This window comes from Marinobacter alkalisoli (assembly GCF_045449795.1).
Lineage (GTDB): Bacteria > Pseudomonadota > Gammaproteobacteria > Pseudomonadales > Oleiphilaceae > Marinobacter.
The window spans coordinates 118,797-141,591 of sequence record NZ_JBJJLB010000021.1; the positions used below are offsets into that span (position 1 = coordinate 118,797).

At 56.8% G+C, this 22,795-nt stretch carries 17 protein-coding genes; 6 read left to right on the forward strand and 11 right to left on the reverse strand.

Translation table 11 applies throughout. The annotated features are described in order from the left end of the window. Nucleotides 1-10 precede the first annotated feature (10 nt). A complete protein-coding gene (gene glnE / locus ACJO3M_RS10200; RefSeq protein WP_407001293.1) occupies nt 11-2,911 on the reverse strand; it encodes a bifunctional [glutamate--ammonia ligase]-adenylyl-L-tyrosine phosphorylase/[glutamate--ammonia-ligase] adenylyltransferase in 2,901 nt (966 codons plus the stop codon). A gap of 79 nt (nt 2,912-2,990) precedes the next feature. Here glnE and ACJO3M_RS10205 point away from each other — a divergent pair, with 79 nt between their 5' ends. Continuing rightward, nucleotides 2,991-4,145: a potassium channel family protein gene (locus tag ACJO3M_RS10205; RefSeq protein WP_407001294.1), complete on the forward strand. Its 1,155-nt coding sequence runs from the start codon at nt 2,991-2,993 to the stop codon at nt 4,143-4,145. Here the strand turns inward: ACJO3M_RS10205 and ACJO3M_RS10210 are convergent. The 5 genes from ACJO3M_RS10210 to typA all read right to left on the reverse strand — a co-directional run bounded on the left by ACJO3M_RS10210 (nt 4,142) and on the right by typA (nt 9,995). Then, the gene (locus tag ACJO3M_RS10210) at nt 4,142-5,002 is read right to left on the reverse strand and encodes a CYTH domain-containing protein (RefSeq protein ID WP_407001295.1); all 861 of its coding nucleotides are present in this window, start codon (nt 5,000-5,002) and stop codon (nt 4,142-4,144) included. The two genes, ACJO3M_RS10205 and ACJO3M_RS10210, sit on opposite strands and share 4 nt — an antisense overlap. 100 nt (nt 5,003-5,102) lie before the next feature. Then, complete coding sequence (locus ACJO3M_RS10215; protein WP_407001296.1) at nt 5,103-6,077, reverse strand: porin; 975 nt, start codon at nt 6,075-6,077, stop codon at nt 5,103-5,105. A gap of 505 nt (nt 6,078-6,582) precedes the next feature. Continuing rightward, nucleotides 6,583-7,038: a D-aminoacyl-tRNA deacylase gene (gene dtd, locus ACJO3M_RS10220; RefSeq protein WP_407001314.1), complete on the reverse strand. Its 456-nt coding sequence runs from the start codon at nt 7,036-7,038 to the stop codon at nt 6,583-6,585. Between the two features lie 82 nt (nt 7,039-7,120). Further along, nucleotides 7,121-8,083, reverse strand: coding sequence for a prolyl aminopeptidase (pip, locus tag ACJO3M_RS10225; protein WP_407001297.1), 963 nt, complete (start codon nt 8,081-8,083; stop codon nt 7,121-7,123). A gap of 100 nt (nt 8,084-8,183) precedes the next feature. Continuing rightward, nucleotides 8,184-9,995: a translational GTPase TypA gene (gene typA / locus ACJO3M_RS10230; protein WP_407001298.1), complete on the reverse strand. Its 1,812-nt coding sequence runs from the start codon at nt 9,993-9,995 to the stop codon at nt 8,184-8,186. 558 nt (nt 9,996-10,553) lie between these two features. Here typA and glnA point away from each other — a divergent pair. From glnA to ntrC, 4 genes are all read left to right on the forward strand, one after another. Then, nucleotides 10,554-11,957 (forward strand): glutamate--ammonia ligase, encoded by a 1,404-nt coding sequence (gene glnA / locus ACJO3M_RS10235; protein WP_407001299.1) that lies wholly within the window; start codon nt 10,554-10,556, stop codon nt 11,955-11,957. A 185-nt stretch (nt 11,958-12,142) separates the two neighbouring features. Continuing rightward, nucleotides 12,143-12,667, forward strand: coding sequence for a DUF4124 domain-containing protein (locus ACJO3M_RS10240; RefSeq protein ID WP_407001300.1), 525 nt, complete (start codon nt 12,143-12,145; stop codon nt 12,665-12,667). 227 nt (nt 12,668-12,894) lie between these two features. Beyond that, nucleotides 12,895-14,013 (forward strand): nitrogen regulation protein NR(II), encoded by a 1,119-nt coding sequence (gene glnL / locus ACJO3M_RS10245; protein WP_407001301.1) that lies wholly within the window; start codon nt 12,895-12,897, stop codon nt 14,011-14,013. Then, nucleotides 14,010-15,437 (forward strand): nitrogen regulation protein NR(I), encoded by a 1,428-nt coding sequence (ntrC, locus tag ACJO3M_RS10250; RefSeq protein WP_407001302.1) that lies wholly within the window; start codon nt 14,010-14,012, stop codon nt 15,435-15,437. The genes glnL and ntrC overlap by 4 nt, the downstream gene beginning before the upstream one ends. A gap of 64 nt (nt 15,438-15,501) precedes the next feature. Here the strand turns inward: ntrC and ssb are convergent, their stop codons facing one another. Both ssb and ACJO3M_RS10260 read right to left on the reverse strand, forming a co-directional pair. Continuing rightward, nucleotides 15,502-16,029 carry a single-stranded DNA-binding protein gene (ssb, locus tag ACJO3M_RS10255; RefSeq protein WP_407001303.1) on the reverse strand — a complete coding sequence of 176 codons (528 nt, stop codon included), beginning with the start codon at nt 16,027-16,029 and terminating at the stop codon, nt 15,502-15,504. Between the two features lie 58 nt (nt 16,030-16,087). Then, on the reverse strand, nt 16,088-17,458 hold the full coding sequence (locus tag ACJO3M_RS10260; protein WP_407001304.1) for an MFS transporter: 1,371 nt from the start codon (nt 17,456-17,458) through the stop codon (nt 16,088-16,090). Nucleotides 17,459-17,637: 179 nt separating this feature from the next. Here ACJO3M_RS10260 and uvrA point away from each other — a divergent pair, with 179 nt between their 5' ends. Continuing rightward, on the forward strand, nt 17,638-20,460 hold the full coding sequence (gene uvrA, locus ACJO3M_RS10265; RefSeq protein ID WP_407001305.1) for an excinuclease ABC subunit UvrA: 2,823 nt from the start codon (nt 17,638-17,640) through the stop codon (nt 20,458-20,460). 231 nt (nt 20,461-20,691) lie between these two features. On the opposite strand, the gene rplQ is transcribed toward uvrA, so the two are convergent. The 3 genes from rplQ to rpsD are packed head-to-tail and all read right to left on the reverse strand — an operon-like array spanning nt 20,692 to nt 22,784. Beyond that, nucleotides 20,692-21,090 (reverse strand): 50S ribosomal protein L17, encoded by a 399-nt coding sequence (gene rplQ, locus ACJO3M_RS10270; protein WP_127330410.1) that lies wholly within the window; start codon nt 21,088-21,090, stop codon nt 20,692-20,694. A gap of 33 nt (nt 21,091-21,123) precedes the next feature. Further along, entirely contained in the window at nt 21,124-22,128 is a 1,005-nt protein-coding gene (locus ACJO3M_RS10275) for a DNA-directed RNA polymerase subunit alpha (protein ID WP_406985912.1), read from the reverse strand. Between the two features lie 35 nt (nt 22,129-22,163). Next, on the reverse strand, nt 22,164-22,784 hold the full coding sequence (gene rpsD / locus ACJO3M_RS10280; protein WP_407001306.1) for a 30S ribosomal protein S4: 621 nt from the start codon (nt 22,782-22,784) through the stop codon (nt 22,164-22,166). Between the last annotated feature and the right edge of the window lie 11 nt (nt 22,785-22,795).

A 22,795-nucleotide genomic window follows, 5' to 3' on the forward strand; every position in this document is an offset into this window, starting at 1 on the left:
GCGTAGTAGACTAATCTATCATCACTGCCTGCCACATGCCCCTTATATAGGCGCGCTCGTCGGGAAACGCATCGCCCTCGACCTGGCTGTTCAGGTTCTGTAACGCCCTGCGGTGAATGGTTGAACGCAGGGTAATGTAGGTTTCACGAAGCTTGGCGATGTCTTCCTCATCCATTACTCCAGCTCGACCGAGCTCCTCAAGCTGCCTGATATTATCAGACCACTGGGTCAGCTCGGGGTGATCGGAACTGTAGGCCAGCATCAGGTACTGGACCATGAACTCGATATCAATGATACCGCCGTTATCATGCTTGATGTGAAAAACGTCCTCCCGCTTACCCTCTGGCGTTCCAAGGCTGGTGCGCATTTTCTCACGCATATCCACCACGTCAGCGCGCAGTTTCGCGCGATCCCTTTGCTGGCACAGAATATCGTGGCGAAGGGTCTCGAAGTCTCCCAGCGTGTCCGGGCAACCCGCCACGCCACGGGCCCTGGCCAGAGCCTGATGCTCCCAGGTCCAGGCATCGTTGCGCTGATACTTTTCAAAGGCCGGCAACGTACTGACCAGAAGTCCGGAATTACCGGATGGGCGAAGCCGCATATCCACTTCGTACAACTGGCCGGAAGGCGTCTGGGTGCTGAGGATATGGACAATACGCTGCCCCAGCCTGGTATAGAAAATGGAGTTATCAATCGGTCGGTCACCATCACTGGCCTGCTCCGGATCAGCGTTGTGAACAAATACCAGGTCCAGATCCGAGGTATAGCCAAGCTCAACACCACCAAGCTTGCCATAGCCAATGATGGCGAAATCCGTGTCACAGGCAGAACCATCGGCCCGGAGGGGATAGCCATGACGGCTGACAAGGTTGGCGAACGCCACATCAACAACATGATCCAGCACCACCTCGGCAATCCAGGTCAGGTAGTCGCTCACCTTCATCAGCGGCAGCGTACCCTTCAGTTCTGACGCTGCTACTCGCAGGCTATGCGCTTTCTTGAAATGCCGCAGGGACTCCATCTGCTCTTCCAGATCCTCGAAGGGAATCCGCAACATCTGCTGGCGCAGGTCGTCCTGCAGCTCTTCCTTGGCCGGCGGGTGGTACAGGCTCTCGGCATTCAGCAATTCATCAAGCAGGAGCGGCGTCTCCGCCAGCTGCCGTGCAATCCACGGGCTCTCGCTGCACAGCTTGACCAGTTGCGTTCTCGCCCCCGGGTTTTCCAGCAGCAGGACCATGTAAGCGGTACGCCGCAGAATCGCTTCAACCAGTTGCAGCACCCGGGCCAGGGTCTGAGATGGCGCATCCACCTGGGTCAGGGCTTCCAGCAATACCGGCATGAACTGATTCAGGCGTTTCCGCCCCTGGGTCTGCATGACCTCTATCGTACGACTGTCCCGCAGGTTACACAGCAGGCCGTAACTGTCCTCCGGATCCTCAAAACCGTGCTGTTCCAGCCATTGCCTTGCGGCGTCCTCATCCATTTCAGCCAACCAGAGCTCGTGCCAGCCTTCTTCCAGGGCTGCGGATTCATGCTCCTCTTCCTCGGTGGCAATAATGTCCGCAAAGTGTCTGGCCACTCGCTCCCGGTGCGCCTCAAGCTCCTGCAGGCAGGCGTCCCAGCCATCAAATCCCATGATCAGTGCAATTCGCGCCTGCGTCAGCTCATCATCCGGCAACAGCTGGGTTTGCTTGTCTTCAACCCCCTGAAGCGCGTGCTCCAGGTTGCGCAGAAACACGTAGGCTTCGCGCAATTCCTTCACCACCTGAGACGGCAGTAGCTCAAGCGCCTCAAGCTCCTTGAGGATGATCAGTAATTCACGCTGCTGGAGCTCCCGGTCACGCCCGCCGCGAATGAGCTGAAATGCCTGCACGACAAACTCGATTTCACGTATGCCACCACTGCCCAGCTTGATGTTGTTCTCAAGACCTTTTCGGCGCACCTCGCGACCAATCATCGCTTTCATGCTCCGCAAGGACTCGAAGGCACTGAAATCCACATATTTTCGGTAAACAAAGGGTCTCAGGGCTTCCATCAGAACCTGACCGGCGCGCTCATCGCCTGCCACAACCCGGGCCTTGACCATCGCGTAGCGCTCCCAGTCACGCCCCTGATCCTGATAATAGGTCTCCAGAGCGGCGAAACTCAGCGCCAACGCACCACTCTGGCCATAGGGTCGCAGGCGCATGTCTACGCGAAAAACGAATCCGTCCGCCGTGATCTGGTCCAGCGCCTGGATCAGGCGCTGCCCCAGGCGGATGAAAAACTGCTGGTTATCCATGGAACGTGGGCCACCCCGGGTTTCCCCCTTCCCGGGAAAGGCAAAGATCAGATCGATATCGGACGAGACATTCAGCTCCCGGCCACCCAGCTTGCCCATGCCTAACACCACCATAGACTGAGGGACGTCTTCCCCAGTCACCGGATCAGCGCCCCAGGGTGTGCCCGACTGTTCGCAGGCATCTTCATACAGCCAGTCCAGCGCTCCCTGGATACCGGTTTCCGCAAACTCGCTGGTCGCAGCCATGGTTTCGTGGAGATCCGCCCAACGCATCAGGTCACGCCAGATAATGCGGAACTGGCACTCCCGGCGGAACCGGCGCAGCGCCACGTGCAGGGAATGCTCATCCGATACATCCCCGAGATACTCCTGCCAGCGCTGCTGCAAATAGTCCCGGGTGGTTGGCTCGCGAAGCGGGCGGGACCGGACCAGTGCCTCAATCTGCTCCGGGTGCCGCTCCAGGGTCTGTTTCAGAAACACGCTGCGCGCCATGGCGTTCGCAACATCATCTTCTGAAAGGCCTGCCGACGCTGTCATCCAGGAGCGATGCTCATCCCCGGTCACCGATGACCAACCCGCTGCGACATCGTCGGCAAGCACCTTCGGAAGTGCACTCCATGGCTCGGACATAACGCAAACCCCTGTATCTCTGTTATATTTCCCTTACTGTATAACGAACCGTCAGCCGACTGAACCATCCAGGCCCTTAATGCTCAGAAACCGCCGTCCGCTTAACCCGGAACATCAATTCGCGCACTTACCGATGTCGGGTATCATCCGCTCACGCATCAAACGTCTGTTTTCCATTCTGGGCGGCCTCCTGGTGTTTCAGGTCATGGTTATCTGGGCGGTGGAGGACCTCACCCTCTTCGAGTCCATCTGGCTGACGATGACCACCCTGGTCACCGTGGGTTACGGGGATTTATCCCCGGAAACTGCTGCTGGCCGGATCAGCACCATTATCGTCATGTTCATCAGCGCCATCACTATTATGACGCTGATTGTCAGTGATTTTATCGAGTACCGGTTTTATCGCCGGGAACGCATCGTAACCGGACGCTGGGTATACAAAATGAAAGACCACATTGTGATCATCAACACTCCCAGAAATGGCGGCGAGCAGTACTTTGCGCGGTTCGCTTCACAGATGCGCGCGGTTCCAGGATACGAAACCGTGCCCATCATCATTTTGACACGCCAGTTTCCGGGCGGCCTTCCGCCGGAACTGGCGGACGTTGGCCTGGTGCACTTCCATGGCTCGGGCAGTGATCCGGAAGCGCTGAAGGCAACCCATGCCGGAAGCGCGCGACACATCGTGGTGTTGGCCGCTGACGAAGCGGACCCGGCATCCGACAGCCTGACCTTTGATATTGCGCATCGCCTGACCGAATCCAACCTCGGCAATCGAACAACCATCGAATGTGTCAGCGACCAGAACCGCCAGCGGTTCAAATCGGTGGGCGTCAGAACCATTATCCGGCCGGTACGGACCTACCCGGAAATAATGGTGCGGGCGATAGTAGCCCCGGGTTCCGAGAAAGTCCTGGAGGACATGTTCAACTACCAGAACGATCACCCGCATCGCTATGACCTGAAACTTGATGACCTGAACTGGGCCGATATTGTCAGTGCATTGGTGCGCCACGGCATCGGAACCGCGCTGGCCTACATCGACAATGACGGCGAGGTAAGCTGCCATCCGCCAACAGACAAGGAAATAGAAGGGAAAGGACTGATTGTACTGGTAAAGTCACACGATACGCCGACCACCCAAGTGGTAGGGGAAGCTCTGGAGCGTTATCGTGCATTTCTTCAAAAATGGCATGACAGCGAAGCGGAAGAGAAAAAGACAGCCGCCGATTAACCAGCGGCGATACTGAGTTGTAGCTGCCCGAGCGCCACTCGCTCGGCCAGGTTTGCAACAGACTCCCCGGACAGCAGGCTGGCATGCACATCGCGGAACTGCTGCTGGGCGCCCCGGCTGTTCGCCGCGCACTCCACCGCGACAAGGTCCCCCTCATCAACGGGTAAGGTCTCGCCTTTTAACCAGGCCACGCTGAGGCTGTGCAGAAACCCGGGCACAGACAGCTCAGACCCTTCGTCCGCCGGCAATATCGAGGGATTGTGCAGTCCAGCCAGGTAATAGCCCTGCTCCGCCTTACTCACCAGATTCAAGAACACAGGCACACTCTCCGCAAGCGACCGGGCCCAACGGACCAGATGGGATGAGTCACCGGATTTCAGTTCGAATTCCACTTCGTGCAAAGGGCGCTTGCGCCCACCGGCCGCTATATAACCGGCGTCAATAGCTACCTCGATGACGGTCTCCCCTTCTTCGATCATCACCACCTGACGATCAAAATTGGTTTCAAAAACCGGTTTCAGGTCTGCCAGGTTAACGTTTTGCCCCACCGGCGTATCCGCCACCAGACCCATGTTCAGCTCTGTGCCCATGAGCGGCCATTCCCACTCCTGACGCCGATGGGCGCCGTCCACAAACTCGCCCTGGGTCTTGAGGGTCTGAATGAACTGATCACCCGCCTGCCGAATCCGCAAGGCAATGCGTTGCCGGTTCAGGTCGGCTTGCGGCGTGTCAAAATACCGGTTCACCAGTTTTTTTCGCAGCCCCTCAGACGTGCCGCTCTGTGCAAGCAACCATTTCAGGGCCTTTTCCTGATTCCCGGCAGACAGGCTCAGTTTGATTTCCAGCTCCTCGGCCATGGTACTTCTCCGTCAGATGTATTTTTGCAGCATACATAAAAAAACCGGCGACCCGAAGGTCACCGGTTTTTTGTAACTACTTGATTAGCTGGTTAGCTGATCAGAAGTAGTAAGTAGCACCAACAGCAGCGATGGAACGCTCGTCGGAAACAGCGGCGTTGCCGAGCTCATCTTCATACTCGTATACGTCGTCACCACCACCCAGGTAGCCTTCAACATAAACGTACATGTTGTCAGACACGTTGTGCAGGGCCTGAAGAGTCACGGTGTCGCGCTTGGTGTCATTTGCGTCGTCAGCTTCGCCATACTCATAAGCCAGTGCGAACTGGTTGGCGCCAATGGTGTAAACACCCATTACGCCGAACAAGTCACCAGCGTCATCACGGGTATGGAATTCACCAGTCAGACGCAGTGCGTCCAGGTTGTAGCTGGCGCGCAGGCCGTAAGTGTTCTCGCCGTTGCCGTCGCCGTTGTCGTTGGAATCTACTGCAACTGCCAGCTCCAGGGCATCAACGCCGTAAACAGCAGCCAGCTGGTACGGGTAGGACTTGCCATTATCGGAGGAATCACCGTTAACCTGAACGGCGGCGCCGAGGGTCAAGCCACCAAACGAGGGAGACTGGTACTGAACCAGGTCACCTTCACCAGTGGTGTAATCAACACCAATGTTAAGGGAAGCTACTTCGAAGAACTCGGAGATTTCAGTGACGGCGGTTTCGTAAGTGGAGTCGTCCTTACCAACCCAGACTTTACCGAAGTTGTCGCCGCTAACACCAACGTAGGCTTCGTCGATCTCGTAGATGCCCTGATCTTCGCCGTCGTTCTCGTCAGCATCAAAGTGCAGCTCGGCCTTGAAGAAGCCGGTCAGGCCCGGTGCAATTTCGTGGTCGTGCAGTACGCCCAGGGTAGAGCCGTTGTCGAACAGATCAACTTCGGAAGGACCGTTGTCAATGTTGTCGTGAGTGGCGGCCAGCTGGATGTTACCGTAAACGGTCGGCAGAGCCATGTCCTGTGCCAGCGCGGCGCCAGAGAAAGTTGCGGCTGCAACTGCAGATGCGATGAGCGTTTTTTTCATGTTGCGTCTTCCTTTATTGAGTTAACTCAGGTTTTAGCGACGGGTTTAAATCCCGTTCTTTAGACTTCCACCAGTCAGGCTGGTTAGAGCCTTATTTTGTGTTTTCACCATGTCAGTTTAATGACATGGCGATAACGTTTTTTGATTTCCCTACAGCCCGAAGCTCCTCAGGCCTTTGCAGCTCAATCACTTACAGCTATAAGTTAAAGCTCTGCATGATGAGCCTTTTTAATACAACAAACCCAGTTTTGCAAACTTTTAACGTTTAAATATTCGCTACTCTTATCTTTGCCTGACGGGGGATTACTCCAAAACGCTGTTGATCTTAATCCCTTCATGTACTTCAAATCCGAGGCCAGAATTCAACAAATCCTTTAGATTCATGCAGCTAAATCGATAACGAGTGAATGTCCGGCGCTTCCGACATACCCAAACACCTGTTGTTCGCACCATTTAGGGCCGCACATTACGATCGCGCGCAATTATAGTGCGACACGGTATTTTTTCAGGAACTGTTTCCCACCCGGAGCATAAAAGTCACAGGGCCATCATTAACCAGGGATACTTTCATATCCGCCCCAAACTGGCCCTTTTCAACATGACCACGTTTCAGGGCATCGCTTGCTGCGGCCACAAAATCAAGGAACAGGTTTTCCGCCAATTCCGGCGCAGCGGCCGATGAAAACCCCGGCCGGGTACCGGAACCGGTATCCGCCGCCAACGTGAATTGGGGAACAACAAGAAGAGAACCACCCGTGTCCTGCAGGCTGCGATTCATCCGTCCCTGGTCGTCGGGGAAAACACGATAGTTCAGAACCTTTCTCACCAGGCTCTGAACCTCTCTGATTCCGTCACCACGCTCAACACCCAGGAGAAGCAACAGGCCTTCCTGGATTTCAGCAACTAACTGATTATCAACAGTAACACTTGCACTTGATACGCGCTGGATAAGCCCCTTCATCAAACTCCCTGTGGAAGGACCATTAAGAATTGGCAAGAGTGTATCCATGGCACCCGGTGGCCGCAACCCCTACCGGGCGGACTTAGTCTAAAGTCCCAGTCACTTTCGCAGCCACCTCGTCCACCCCACGCATCAGCGCGTCAACGATGGCCGGCTCTGATGCAGAGTGGCCAGCATCCCGGATAATTCTCAGGTCGGCTTGGGGCCAGGCTCTGGCCAGTGCCAGCGCGTTATCCAGCGGGCACACCATATCGTAGCGACCATGGACGATCACGCCGGGAATGTCCGCCAATCTGGGTGCATCGCGCACGATCTGGTCCGCCTCCAGAAAAGCGTCATGCATAAAATAGTGACACTCGATCCTGGACAGCGCGATGGCGACATGGGGATGGCCGAAATGCTCAACAACCCTGGGATTGGGATGAAGAGTCGCACACCGGCCTTCCCAGACCGACCAGGCCTTGGCTGCCTGAATTTGTTCCAATTCGTTACTGCTTGTAAGCCGCTGGTAATAAGCCCTTACCAGGTCACCTCGCTCTTCTTCCGGAATCGGGCTCAGAAAATCCTCCCAGTAATCCGGAAAGACACGACTCGCCCCCTCCTGATAGAACCAGTGAATATCCCGGGGACGACACAGGAAGATTCCCCGCAACACCAATCCCAATACACGCTCAGGGAAGTTCTCGGCATAAACAAGGCTGAGCGTGGATCCCCAGCTACCCCCGAACAGCAGCCACCGGTCAATCCCCAGGAACGTACGAACGGTTTCCATATCCTCCACCAGCTTGTCGGTGCTGTTCCCTTCAAGCTCCGCCAGCGGCGTTGAACGTCCCGCGCCACGCTGATCCATCAAAACGATGCGATAACGTTCAGCATCGAAAAAACGACGATGATAATCCTCACACCCGCCACCCGGACCACCATGGACCACCAGCACCGGCATTCCATTCGGATTCCCGCTTTCCTCCACATGCAATTCATGAGGCGGATCAACGGCGATACGATGCTGGGCATTCGGCTTGATTTCTGGGTAAAGGGTGAGCATGGGGCGCTCCGGTAAAAGGATGTAACCGGAGTTTAGCTGAAGTGAACGAAAAAGGGGCGGACCACAATGGACCCGCCCCTCCTGTTTCACGTACTGCAGATTACTTCTTGTGGGCGCGTTTACGCTCGTTTTCGGTAAGGAGCTTCTTACGCAACCGAATCGACTTGGGCGTAACTTCCACCAGCTCGTCATCATCGATGAATTCCAGCGCCTGCTCGAGCGTGAACTTGATCGGCGGCACCAGGCCAATGACCTCATCCTTCCCGGAAGCACGCATGTTATCGAGCTTCTTGCCCTTGGTCGGATTGACGACCAGATCGTTTTCGCGGCTGTGAATCCCGCACAACTGACCCTCATAGATTTCCTGGCCAGGATCAAGGAACAGCTTGCCACGACTCTGCAGCGTTTCCAGAGAGTAGGTCAACGCCGTACCGGTCGCCATTGACACGATCACACCGTTCTGGCGACTGGTCACATCACCGCCCTTGATCGGGCCGTAATGGCTGAAGGTTGACGTCAGAATGCCGGAGCCGGACGTCAGGGTCAGAAACGAGTTACGGAAGCCAATCAGGCCGCGCGCGGGAATGGTGTAATCAAGACGCATACGCCCCTTGCCATCCGGAACCATGTTGGTCAGATCGCCCTTACGCAGACCCATCTGATCCATCAGGGCGCCCTGGTGCTGCTCCTCGATGTCGATAATGACGTTTTCGTATGGCTCCTGCTTCTCGCCATCGATCTCACGAATGACAACCTCAGGACGACCAACCGCCAGCTCGAAGTTTTCGCGGCGCATATTTTCGATCAGCACCGAAAGGTGCAGCTCACCACGACCGGATACCTTGAACTTGTCCGCGGAATCGCCTTCTTCAACGCGCAGGGCAACGTTGTGGAGCAACTCCTTTTCCAGACGTTCCTTGATATTCCGGCTGGTGACAAACTTGCCCTCTTTACCACAGAACGGCGAGTCGTTGACCTGGAACGTCATGGATACGGTCGGCTCATCCACCGTCAACGGCGGCAACGCCTCGACATTGGAAGGATCACAGAGCGTATCGGAAATGAACAGCGAATCCAGACCACTCACACAAACTATGTCGCCAGCTTGCGCCTCATCGACTTCGACACGCTGCAGACCGGAGTGCCCCATGATCTTCAGGATACGGCCCTGGCGCTTTTTACCGTCGGCGCCGATGGCGGCCACGGGCGAATTGGTCTTGATCTTGCCGCGCATAATGCGACCGATGCCAATCACACCCAGAAAGCTGCTGTAGTCCAGTTGGGAGATCTGCATCTGGAACGGACCATCGAGATCTACGGACGGAGCAGGCACGTGATCAACAATCGCCTGGAATACGGCATCCATGTTGTCGTCGAGATTTTCGTGCTCCATCCCGGCGATGCCGTTGAGGGCGCTGGCGTATACGATGGGGAAATCCAGCTGCTCATCGGTGGCGCCAAGGTTGTCGAACAGATCGAAAACCTGATCAACTACCCAGTCCGGACGAGCGCCAGGACGATCGATCTTGTTGACCACCAAGATCGGATGCAGCCCGGCATCGAAGGCCTTCTGGGTCACAAAGCGAGTTTGCGGCATCGGGCCGTCGATGGAATCAACCACCAGCAGCACACAGTCAACCATACTCATTACCCGCTCCACTTCGCCGCCAAAGTCGGCGTGGCCCGGGGTATCAACGATATTGATGTCGTAGTCGTGCCATTTCAGCGCGGTGTTCTTGGCCAGAATGGTAATGCCACGCTCTTTTTCCTGATCGTTGGAGTCCATAACGCGCTCGCTTTCGAGCTCTTTACGCTCCAGCGTACCGGACTGACGCAGCAACTGATCTACCAGGGTGGTTTTACCGTGGTCAACGTGGGCGATGATGGCGATATTACGAAGTTTTTCAATCACAAAAATAATCCTGCGGCATGCACTCAATGACCTGAGAGGGTCTTTCGCAGGGTCACCCCTGCACATGCCGTCTCAAATCCGTAAAATGAATTCATTCACCAGAACCGGCTGGCCCGGCGCCCTGCATACCGTTTGGAGTTTTTTCATCCCAAAAGCGGCAGGGTAAAAATGAGGTGGCGCGCAGTATATCGAAAAGTCCGTGTCGTTTATATGAAGAATAACGCCTATTCACCACACAACATAGATGCACCATTTTTGTGCAATTAAGCATTGCGCGCACCATTTTGACGCACCAAAGAAGTGCGAAACATTGGGTAACCTCTCCACAGACGCGCCAAAAAAGTCCGCACCCCTTGTGGTTGCGCTGTTCTGGCGCACGCCTGATAAATTGGCAAGACAATTGCTTTGTTCCTGTCAGCCGATTTTGCAGGTAAGACGCCGCAGCTTTTGATAAGCTGCCCCAACCTCAAAACAGATCGGAAGTCAGCGTCGCTGAGCGATCCGGCACAACGAACATGAAATCACCCGCCCAGCGGGAAACACGATGGAGCATGCACAATGTCCAAGACAGTTGATTTGATCAAAGAGCACGAAGTCAAATGGGTTGACCTGCGATTCACGGACAGCCGTGGTAAAGAGCAGCACGTGACTCTGCCTGCCACCGAAGTGGACGACGACTTTTTTACCGACGGCAAGATGTTTGACGGCTCCTCAATTGCCGGCTGGAAAGGCATCAACGAATCCGACATGATCCTGATGCCGGACGACGAAACCTCCGTTCTGGATCCGTTCACCGAAGAAACTACGGTTAACATTACCTGCAACATTGTAGAGCCTTCTACCATGCAGGGTTACGAGCGTGACCCCCGTTCTGTTGCCCGTCGTGCGGAAGAATACCTGAAGTCCACCGGCATCGCCGATGGCGCCCTGTTCGGTCCGGAGCCGGAATTCTTCGTGTTCGATTCCGTGAAGTGGGAAGTGGACATGAAAGGCGCCAACTACTCTATCCACTCCGAAGAAGCCGCCTGGGTATCCGGTGAAGACTTCGATCGCAACAATATCGGTCACCGCCCGGGCGTGAAAGGCGGTTACTTCCCGGTTCCGCCGGTAGACAGCCTGCACGACCTGCGTGGCGCAATGTGTGCCGCGATGGAGTCCATGGGCCTGGAAATTGAAGTTCACCACCACGAAGTGGGCACCGCCGGTCAGTGCGAAATCGGTGTTGGCGCCAACACCCTGGTCAACAAGGCTAACGAAGTACAGATCCTCAAGTACTGCGTTCACAACGTAGCTCACGCTTACGGCAAGACCGCCACCTTCATGCCCAAGCCGGTCGTGGGTGATAACGGTTCCGGTATGCACGTCCATATGTCCCTGAGCAAGGACGGCAAGAACGTCTTCGCCGGTGACAGCTATGCGGGCCTGAGCGAATCCGCCCTGTACTACATCGGCGGCATCATCAAGCACGCCAAGGCGATCAACGCCTTCACCAACGCTTCCACCAACAGCTACAAGCGCCTGGTGCCTGGATTCGAAGCTCCGGTTATGCTGGCCTACTCCGCCCGTAACCGCTCCGCCTCCATCCGCATCCCGTACGTAAACAGCCCGAAGGCACGTCGTATCGAGGTGCGCTTCCCTGACGCGTCCGCCAACCCATACCTGGCGTTCGCAGCACTGATGATGGCCGGCCTCGACGGCATCCAGAACAAGATCCACCCTGGCGATGCCATGGACAAGGATCTGTATGACCTGCCGAAGGAAGAAGCCCTGAACATTCCGAAGGTTGCTGAAACCCTCGCGGAAGCTCTGGACTGCCTGGAAGCCGACCACGAGTTCCTGACTCGCGGCGGTGTGTTCACCGAGGACATGATTGCAGGCTACATCGACCTGAAGCGCGGTGAAGTTGAGCGTCTGAACATGACCACTCACCCGGTTGAGTTCGAGCTTTACTACTCCTGCTAAACGCAGACGCCGTTGATCTTCGGATCACAGCGTGAAAAAGCCCCGCCTCGGCGGGGCTTTTTTGTGACCTCTGCCACAGTCCCTGTGGCCCTTAACGATATGTAACCCTTTGAACCGCCAACACCGTTGAAAACGCCTACCCCGCCATTGATAATCAAATCAAACAATCACCACAGGTTACCGGAATGAACTTACGGCTTGGATTATTCGCTGGCGTGCTCGTTCTCACATCCGCCCCTGCATTGGCAGAGGTCTACAGGAACGTTGATGCCCAAGGCAACGTTACCTTCTCTGACGAACCCTCGGACGGCGCTGAAGAAGTCAGGGTCAAACCGGTTACCACGGTTACTCTGCCCAAGCCGGCGGACGTGCAAGAGCCGGAAAAGCTGCGCCAGGTAGCCGAGGAAGAAGGCTCAGCTTACAGCAGCGTCCGGATAGTCGCCCCCAATGACGACGAAGCCTTTCACAGCGGCAGTGGCGATGTGGCATTCCGGGTCGCCAGCAAACCTGGCCTGAAAGAAGGTCATCGCTATGAAGTCACCCTGGATGGCCAACCCGTGGGCCAGACTACCTCGGATACTGTCACTGTACGCAACGTATTCCGTGGCACCCATAATGCTGGCGTCAACATCATTGACGAAAATGGCGTGCAGGTAAAAACCGGCGAATCCATCAGCTTTACCATCCATCGCCCCTCCGTTAACAACTGACCCATCCACTACGGGCGCACTATATTGGTGCGCTCGCACCAGAAAAACGCCATACTCTGACCAGCAACGGGGCGTTTTTCCAGCATCATCTGGCTCTCCCGACCTCCAACGCACTAAGCCACAGCGTCCGCGCTGGCGGTGACAGCCGTGTGCCCGTTAACCGGGCACCTAACACGAGCCACCCTCTCAAACTGGTTCGCTTTTTGCAGAACGGAGGGTATCCCGTTATGCCCATCAACCGAGACAGCAGCATGGCACTCTCACAACTCAAAGCCACTGGCTACAAGAACATCCTGGACAGCCTGACAACGGCCATCCTGGTGCTGGGAGATGGTCTGCGCATCCAGTATCTGAATCCGGCGGCAGAAAGCCTGTTCGAGACCAGCATCACCCGCAGCGAGGGTTTACCCATCGGTGACATTCTGGTGGATTCGGAAGACGCACTTACCACACTGCATGCCGCGGCAGACAACGGCCATTCCTACACCCGTCGGGAAGCGGAGTTCGTGCTGACCAGCGGCGCGCGCCTTACGGTGGATTACTCTGTGTCCCCGGTCAGCCTTACCCCGACTGAACTGCTGATTGAGATCCAGCCCCGGGACCGGTTGCTCCGCATCAGTCGGGAAGAAGACATCATCTCCCAGCAGGAAACCACTCGCATACTGGTGCGCGGCATGGCCCATGAGATCAAGAATCCGCTTGGCGGCATTCGCGGCGCTGCGCAGTTACTGGACCGGGAACTGGACGACGAAGGTCAGCGGGAATATACCCAGGTTATCATCGACGAGGCTGATCGCCTGCGCTCCCTCGTTGACCGGATGCTGGGGCCCAACAAGGCCCTGAAGCTGGCACCCACCAACGTCCACGAAGTGCTGGAGCGTGTCAAAACCCTGCTGGAAGCCGAGAGCCGCGGCCGTCTGGCATTCCGCCGCGACTACGACCCCAGCCTGCCGGAATTCGAAGGTGACAAGGAGCAACTGATCCAGGCCTTCCTTAACATTGCCCGCAATGCGATGGAGGCCGCGTTCGAAAACCAGAGCGAACATGCCGAAGGCGAACCGCCGACCATCACTTTCCGCACCCGCGCCCTTCGCCAGTTCACCATCGGCCACAAACGCCACCGCCTGGTGTGCCGCGTGGACGTGATTGATAACGGCCCAGGCATTCCACAGGATCTGTTGCAGAATATTTTCTACCCGATGATCAGCGGCCGTGCCAGCGGTACCGGTCTGGGCCTGTCCATCACCCAGAGCATTATCGGACAACACCACGGACTCGTAGAGTGTGAAAGCGAGCCCGGGAAAACCGACTTCATCATCTTCCTGCCCCTGGAGGACAACCAATGAGCCAACCGGCAAACGTCTGGATCATAGACGACGATAAAAGTATTCGCTGGGTGCTGGAGCGCGCCCTGAACCAGGCCGGTATGCAGCCCCGGGTATTTGAGAGCGGTGAAAGCATCATGTTGCGGCTCGAGCACGAACAGCCCGACGCCATCATCAGCGATATCCGCATGCCGGGCGTGGACGGCATCACCCTGCTTTCCCAGATCGTGGATGTGCATCCGGATGTTCCAGTCATCATCATGACAGCGCATTCTGATCTCGAGAGTGCGGTTACCAGTTATCAGACTGGCGCCTTTGAATACCTGCCCAAGCCCTTCGACGTGGATGACGCTGTCGCCCTGGCAAAGCGTGCGGTGGCCCACAGCCATGAGCGCCGGGCCACCTCGGAACCCCAGGCAGAAAGTTCGCAGCGCAATACCGAAATTATCGGTGAGGCACCAGCGATGCAGGAAGTGTTCAGGGCTGTTGGCCGCCTCTCCCACTCCAACATCACCGTGTTGATCAACGGCGAAAGCGGGACTGGCAAGGAGCTGGTCGCACAAGCACTTCACAACCACAGCCCGAGAGCCAGCCACCCGTTTATCGCCCTCAACATGGCTGCCATCCCCAAGGATCTGATCGAGTCAGAGCTGTTCGGGCACGAAAAAGGCGCGTTTACGGGCGCAGCAGCAGCAAGGCACGGGCGCTTTGAGCAAGCCAACGGCGGCACCCTGTTTCTGGATGAAATTGGTGATATGCCGGCAGACACCCAGACCCGACTGTTGCGGGTACTGGCGGATGGCGAATTCTACCGGGTGGGCGGCACCACCCCCATCAAAGTCGACGTGCGCATCATCGCAGCGACACACCAGGACCTGGAGAAGCTGGTCCAGGGTGGCTCTTTCCGGGAAGATCTGTTTCACCGCCTGAACGTGATCCGCGTACACCTGCCCAAACTGGCCGAACGCCGGGAAGACATTCCGAGGTTAATGCAGCACTTCCTGAAACGGGCCGCCACAGAGCTGACAGTGGAACCCAAGATTCTCCGGCCCGAGGCAGAAGAGTACCTGACCACCATGCCCTGGCCGGGCAACGTCCGCCAACTGGAGAATACCTGTCGATGGCTGACGGTGATGGCCAGTGGCCGCGAAATTCACATTGACGACCTGCCGCCCGAACTACTCCACCAGGCGGAAACTCCGACCACCGGCCAGACCTGGCAGGAAGGCCTGCAAAATTGGGCGGAACAGGAGCTCAAACGCGGGCGTAAAGGCATACTGGATACCGCCGTCCCGGAGTTCGAAAAAATCATGATCGAAACGGCGCTCAAACACACGGGCGGCCGGCGTCGGGATGCATCGATTCTGCTGGGATGGGGAAGGAACACGCTGACCCGGAAGATCAACGAACTGGGGATGGATCACCCAGAGGGCGATGAAGATTAGACATTAAGTGAGACGGGGCCGGAAACTCTATTCCGGCCCTGCCCCGACGACCTGAAGGTGTCAATCAGAACGGGATATCGTCGTCAAAGTCGTCCACCGGCTCAGGCATGCTGCCCTGGGCTGGCTGGCTGTAACCGCCGGACTGCTGCTGCGGCTGGCTAGCCTGCTGACTGGCCGGCGGCGCATTATAATTGGACTGTTGGGGCCGGCCTGCGGGCGCGCCCTGGCTTGCACCACCTTCACCACCGCGGCTGTCGAGCATCTGCATCTGGCCATTGATGTCCACCACCACTTCCGTGGTGTAACGGTCCTGACCGTCCTGCCCCTGCCATTTGCGGGTTTGCAGCTTACCTTCGATATAGACCTTGGAGCCCTTACGCAGGTACTGGCCGGCCACTTCAGCAATCTTGCCGAACATTACAATGCGGTGCCATTCGGTTTTCGGCACCATCTGACCGGTTTGCCTGTCCTTGTAGCTTTCATCCGTGGCAAGGTTCAGGTTTACCACCGCATTGCCATTAGGGGTGTAACGGGTATCCGGGTCCTGCCCCAGATTTCCGATAAGAATGACCTTGTTTACGCCTCGTGCCATGATCTGCTCCTGACTCAGTTTTCAGGGATGACCCAACCTCCTTGCGGGCCTCCGGATTTCAAGAACTGCTACCCTGCCGGACAAATGGAAAGTCCGCAAGTAACCCCTCATCAAATTGCTGACGATCCACCTTCAGGTAAGCGGTGTCCGCTTCTTCCAGAATGACCACATCCTGTACCCCGGGAAGCCGCCGGAAGGCATCGTCAATACTATCAAACTGGCTGTGCGCCACTTGTTTTAACTGTACCACGAAACTGGTGGTATAACCCGGGGAAGGCATCGTCAACGCGACCACAAGCCACAACACCAGCACAGCTGCCATCAGCCACAACACTCCAGTGACCCCGACCTGCTCCAGCAGCACACCACCAACAGCACCACCAATAAAAGCACCGAGGAACTGGGACGTGGAATACACGCCCATGGCCGTCCCCTTGCTCGCCGCTGGTGATTCCTTGCTGATCAGGGAAGGCAGGGAGGCTTCAAGCAGGTTGAACGCCATAAAGAAGAAAAACAGCACCGCCCAGGCCGCCACCAGGCTGACGCTGACCTGCGCCAGACCAGCCGTTGCCAGCGTTAACAAGGCGATAGCACCGCACAGCACTGGCTTCATCTTGCGTTTTTTCTCGCCAATGATGATAAACGGCACCATGGCAAAGAACGAAGTCACCACAACCGTCAGATAGAACCACCAGTGGGAGGAAGATGCGAGGCCCAGCTGATCCTGCAACAGAGTCGGAAACACCAGGAAAATGGCGGTCAGCGCCAGGTGGAGGGCGAAAATCCCGAAGTCCAGGCGCAGCAGGCGGCCGTCGGACAACACCCTGGACAGCATGGCCCGGGCCGGTCGGGTATCCGCACTGATTTTATGCTGGTGCGGGGTCGGCACTATACGCCAGACGATCACCATGGCCACCAGCGCCAGCAAGGCTGTCAGGTAAAACAGACCTGACAGGCCAAACGCGGATCCAATCAAGGGGCCAAGCACCAGGGAGACGGAAAACGACAGGCCGATGGAAATGCCCACCGTTGCCATCGCCTTGGTTCGCTCCTCTTCCCGCGTCAGGTCACTGAGCAGGGCCATCAGCACACTGGCGATGGCCCCGGCGCCCTGAAGAATCCGTCCTGCGATAACAACGTATATGGAATCGGTCGATGCAGCGACAAGACTGCCCCCGGCAAACAGGATCAGGCCGATGTAGATCATGCGCTTGCGCCCCACCCGGTCCGACAGCAGACCAAATGGAATCTGCAACAGGGCCTGACTAAGGCCGTAGGCGCCAATGGCCAGACCGATAAGGGCCGGAGTCGAGCCCCGTAGGTCGTCGCCTAACAGGACAAACACCGGCATCACCATGAACAGGCCCAGCATCCGCATGGCATAAACCGATGCCAACGCCGCTACTGATCGCCTTTCAAGTGCATTCATGGGGGAGCCTTTCATCAATTCGGTTTCTGGCGGATAACCGCCTTTCCGGAAACCGCGCATTGTACCAGAACACGATTCGACACGGCACAGTGAACAATCGCGTAGTCACTTACCCTCACGGCTTTCGCCGGGCGGGGTATAACACGGTATAATCCCGTTTTTTCTTCGAGCGAGGTGTTATGGATCATATCCAGATCAAAGGGGCGCGGACCCACAACCTGAAGAACATCGACCTGGATATGCCGAGGGACAAGCTGATCGTAATCACCGGCCTGTCCGGCTCCGGCAAATCGTCCCTTGCCTTTGACACCCTTTACGCCGAGGGTCAGCGCCGCTACGTGGAATCTCTGTCCACCTACGCGCGCCAGTTTCTCTCAATGATGGAAAAACCGGATGTGGACCACATCGAAGGTCTGTCGCCGGCGATTTCCATTGAGCAGAAGTCCACGTCCCACAACCCGCGCTCCACCGTGGGCACCATCACCGAAATCTACGATTATCTGCGGTTGCTGTTCGCCCGTGCAGGCGAACCCCGCTGCCCCGACCACGGCCAGCCACTGGAAGCCCAGACCGTCAGCCAGATGGTGGATCAGGTCATGGCGATGCCCGAGGACAGTAAGCTGATGATCCTTGCGCCGGTGATCCGCGACCGCAAGGGCGAACACCTCCAGGTGGTGGAGACCATGCGCAGCCAGGGCTTTATCCGGCTGCGTATCGACAGCACGGTGTATGACATCGATGACCTGCCGACGCTGGATAAAAAACGCAAACATCAGATCGATGTGGTCGTCGACCGTTTCAAGGTCAAGCCCGGTCTGGAACAACGGCTGGCGGAAAGCTTCGAGACCGCGCTGGCCCTGGCCGATGGTATTGCACTGGTCGCCCCCATGAGCGGCGAAGGCGAAGAACATACGTTTTCTGCCCGCTATGCCTGCACTCAGTGCGGCTACTCCCTCAGCGAGCTGGAGCCCCGACTTTTCTCCTTCAACAACCCCGCCGGCGCCTGCCCGACTTGCGACGGCCTGGGGGTTAAACAGTTCTTCGACCCCGAGAAAATCGTCCAGCATCCGGAAGCAAAGCTGGCGGCAGGCGCCATCAAGGGCTGGGATCGCCGGGCAGTCTATTATTTCCAGATGCTGACCAGTGTCGCCGAACACTATGGCGTCGACATGGAAACGCCTTGGGAGGATTTACCCGAGGATTTCCGCCAGACGCTGCTGTACGGATCAGGTACCGAGGATATCCCCTTCCGCTACGTCAATTCCCGCGGCCACATCATGGAAAAGGCTCATCCGTTTGAAGGCATCCTGCCCAACCTTGAGCGCCGTTACCGGGAAACCGAATCCCAGAGCATGCGGGAAGAGCTCGCACGCAACCTGAGCACACAACCCTGCAAGGACTGTCACGGCTCACGCCTGCGGCGCGGTGCGCGCCATGTGTTTATCGAAGAGCACAACATTTCCGACGTTACCCACCTGCCGGTGGGGGACGCTCACGATTATTTCGAAACCCTGGCCCTGCCGGGTCGCAAGGGCGAGATTGCCGAGAAAATCCTCAAGGAAGTTCGTCAGCGCCTGCAGTTCCTGGTTAACGTCGGCCTGGAATACCTCACACTGGAGCGCAGTGCCGACACCCTCTCTGGCGGTGAGGCCCAGCGCATCCGCCTGGCCAGCCAGATTGGCGCCGGCCTGGTCGGCGTGATGTATATCCTTGATGAACCCTCTATCGGCCTGCATCAGCGCGACAACGATCGTCTTCTGGCCACACTGACCCACCTCCGGGATCTGGGCAATACCGTGATCGTGGTAGAGCATGACGAAGATGCCATTCGCGCAGCCGACCACGTAATCGACATAGGGCCCGGCGCCGGCGTGCACGGCGGCAAGATCATTGCCCAGGGAACCCCCGAGGACATCATTGGCAATAACGACTCCCTCACCGGGCAATACCTGAATGGCACCCGCGAAATCGCCATTCCGGCCACCCGAAACACCGGAAGCGGCAAACAACTGACCCTCACCGGCGCCAGTGGCAACAACCTGCAGGAGGTCACTCTCAATATCCCGCTGGGGATTATGACCTGCGTGACTGGCGTGTCCGGTTCCGGTAAGTCGACCCTGATTAACGGGACGCTTTACCCGGTCGCCGCCGCCAAGCTGAACAAGGCGACAAGCCTGACCCACGCACCCTATGAAAAGCTCAAAGGCCTGGATCATCTGGACAAGGTCATAGACATTGACCAAAGCCCCATCGGTCGGACACCACGTTCAAACCCGGCCACGTATACCGGACTGTTTACTCCGATCCGGGAACTCTTTGCCGGCACCCAGGAAGCGCGGAGCCGGGGCTACAAGCCCGGCCGCTTCAGCTTCAACGTCAAGGGTGGACGCTGCGAAGCCTGCCAAGGCGACGGAGTGATCAAAGTTGAGATGCACTTCCTCCCGGACGTGTACGTCCCCTGTGATGTCTGCAAGGGCAAACGCTACAACCGGGAAACCCTGGAAGTCCGCTACAAAGGCAAGAATATCCACGAAGTACTGGAGATGACGGTCGAGGAAGGCCGGGAATTCTTTGACCCGGTTCCCTTCATTGCCCGCAAATTACAGACCCTGATCGACGTCGGCCTGTCCTACATCCGCCTGGGTCAGAGCGCCGTCACTCTCTCTGGAGGCGAAGCCCAACGAGTCAAACTGGCAAAAGAACTGTCCAAGCGGGACACTGGCAAGACGCTCTACATTCTGGACGAACCCACCACGGGCCTGCATTTCTATGACATCCAGCAGCTACTGACTGTACTCCAGCGCCTACGCGACCACGGCAATACCATTATCGTGATCGAGCACAACCTGGACGTTATCAAGACCGCCGACTGGATTGTCGATCTCGGGCCAGAGGGCGGCTCCGGTGGCGGACAGATCATCGCTGAGGGTACCCCCGAGCAGGTCGCCAAAAACGCCAGATCCCACACGGGACACTACCTGAAGCCTATGCTAGAGAAATAAAACAGACTACGCCTACCTTGCTATGACGGGCCTGGGGTGGGATGTCTTTTCTGACGGAACAAAGGTGTCTGAGCGCAGCGAGTTCTTTTTCCATAAGAAAAGATATCCCGCCCCGGCCCCTGCAGCCCAACTAGCAGGCTAGCCTTCTCAGCAGTCGCCGGAAACATTCCGTTCAGCCAAAAAAAAGCCGGAGGTCTCCCCCCGGCTTTTTACTGGACAATTCCGAAGACTTTACTCTTCGTCGTCGTCCATCTCTTCCGCTTCGATATCCAGCGGACGGCCAACCAGCTCAACGAATGCCATAGGGGCATTGTCGCCGGCACGGAAGCCGCACTTCAGGATACGAAGGTAACCACCCGGACGCTCGCTATAGCGGGGACCCAGCTCATCAAAGAGCTTGGCAACCGCAGCATCGTTGCGCAGGCGAGAAAACGCCAGACGACGATTCGCGACCGAATCATTCTTTGAGAGCGTGATCAAAGGCTCAGCTACACGACGAAGCTCTTTGGCTTTCGGCAGCGTTGTCTTGATCAGCTCGTGTTCAACCAGTGACGCAGTCATGTTACGGAACATGGCCTTGCGATGCGCACTGGTCCTGCTGAACTTACGACCACTCTTACGATGACGCATTGCTCTTATTCCTTACCTTAAACTAATCGGCGATTAACCGCCCAGAACCCGGTCGTCGCCACGGAGGCTTGCCGGCGGCCAGTTATCAAGACGCATACCCAGTGACAGACCACGGGACGCAAGCACGTCCTTGATCTCGGTCAGCGACTTTTTACCAAGGTTAGGCGTCTTCAGCAGCTCAACTTCAGTGCGCTGGATCAGATCGCCGATGTAGTAGATGTTCTCAGCCTTCAAGCAGTTAGCTGAACGCACTGTCAATTCCAGATCATCCACCGGACGCAGCAGAATCGGATCAATTTCTTCCTCTTCCTCCACGCGCTCGGGTTCTTTCTCGTGATCGAAATCAACAAACACCGCCAGTTGCTGCTGGAGAATGGTGGCCGCCCGGCGAATCGCTTCTTCCGGATCGATCGTACCATTGGTTTCCAGATCAATAACCAGCTTGTCCAGGTCGGTGCGTTGCTCTACCCGTGCACTTTCTACGGCGTAGGCAACACGACGAACCGGGCTAAAGGTTGCATCCAGCTGCAGGCGTCCGATAGCGCGAGTTTCGTCCTCGTCCAGACCCCGCTGATCGGCTGGCTCATAGCCACGACCACGAGCAACCTTGAGACGCATGTTCACTTCACCCTTTTCACTGAGGTGACAGATCACATGATCCGGGTTGGTGATCTCGACATCATGATCCAGCTTGATATCTCCGGCTGTGACGGCACCCGGGCCTTTCTTGCTGAGAGTAACCTCAGCTTCATCCCGACCGCCCATCTTGACAGCTACGCCCTTGAGATTCAGAAGAATCTCAATGACGTCTTCCTGGACACCCTCGATTGCGCTGTACTCATGCAGAACGCCGTCAATCTGTGCTTCGGTAATCGCACAGCCCGGCATTGAGGACAAGAGTATACGACGCAGTGCGCTGCCCAGGGTATGACCGAAACCTCTTTCCAGAGGCTCCAGCGTCACCTTGGCACGCATGGCGCTTGATTCCTTCACGTCAATGGTACGAGGTGTCAATAACTCATGTACTGAACGCTGCATAGACGCCCCTATCTGCTCTCGTTGCTAACTGGGCTTTACTTCGAGTAAAGCTCGACGATGAGGTTCTCGTTGATGTCGGCCGGCAGTTCAGTACGCTCAGGCACTGACTTGTAAACGCCGGACATCTTGCTGGCGTCGACCTCTACCCAGCTCACCGGTGCGCGGCTTGCAGACAGATCCAGCGCGCCTTTAACGCGAAGCTGGTTTTTTGCCTTCTCACGCACGCTCACAACATCACCCGGCTTAACCTGGTAGGAAGGAATGTTCACTACCTTGTCGTTGACCAGGATCGCCTTGTGAGAAACGAGCTGACGGGACTCAGCACGGGTAGAACCAAAACCCATGCGATATACAACGTTGTCGAGACGGCCTTCCAAAAGCTGCAGCAGGTTTTCACCGGTTGCGCCTTTGATGCGGGCAGCCTCTTTGTAGTAATTACGGAACTGCTTTTCGAGCACACCGTAAATACGACGAACTTTCTGTTTTTCACGAAGCTGAACGCCGTATTCGGACAAACGACTGCGACGCGCGCCGTGCATACCCGGCGGAGTCTCAATGTTGCATTTCGAATCGAGCGCGCGAACACCGCTCTTCAGAAAAAGATCTGTCCCTTCACGACGAGACAGCTTGCACTTCGGGCCTATATAACGAGCCATAATTCACTGTC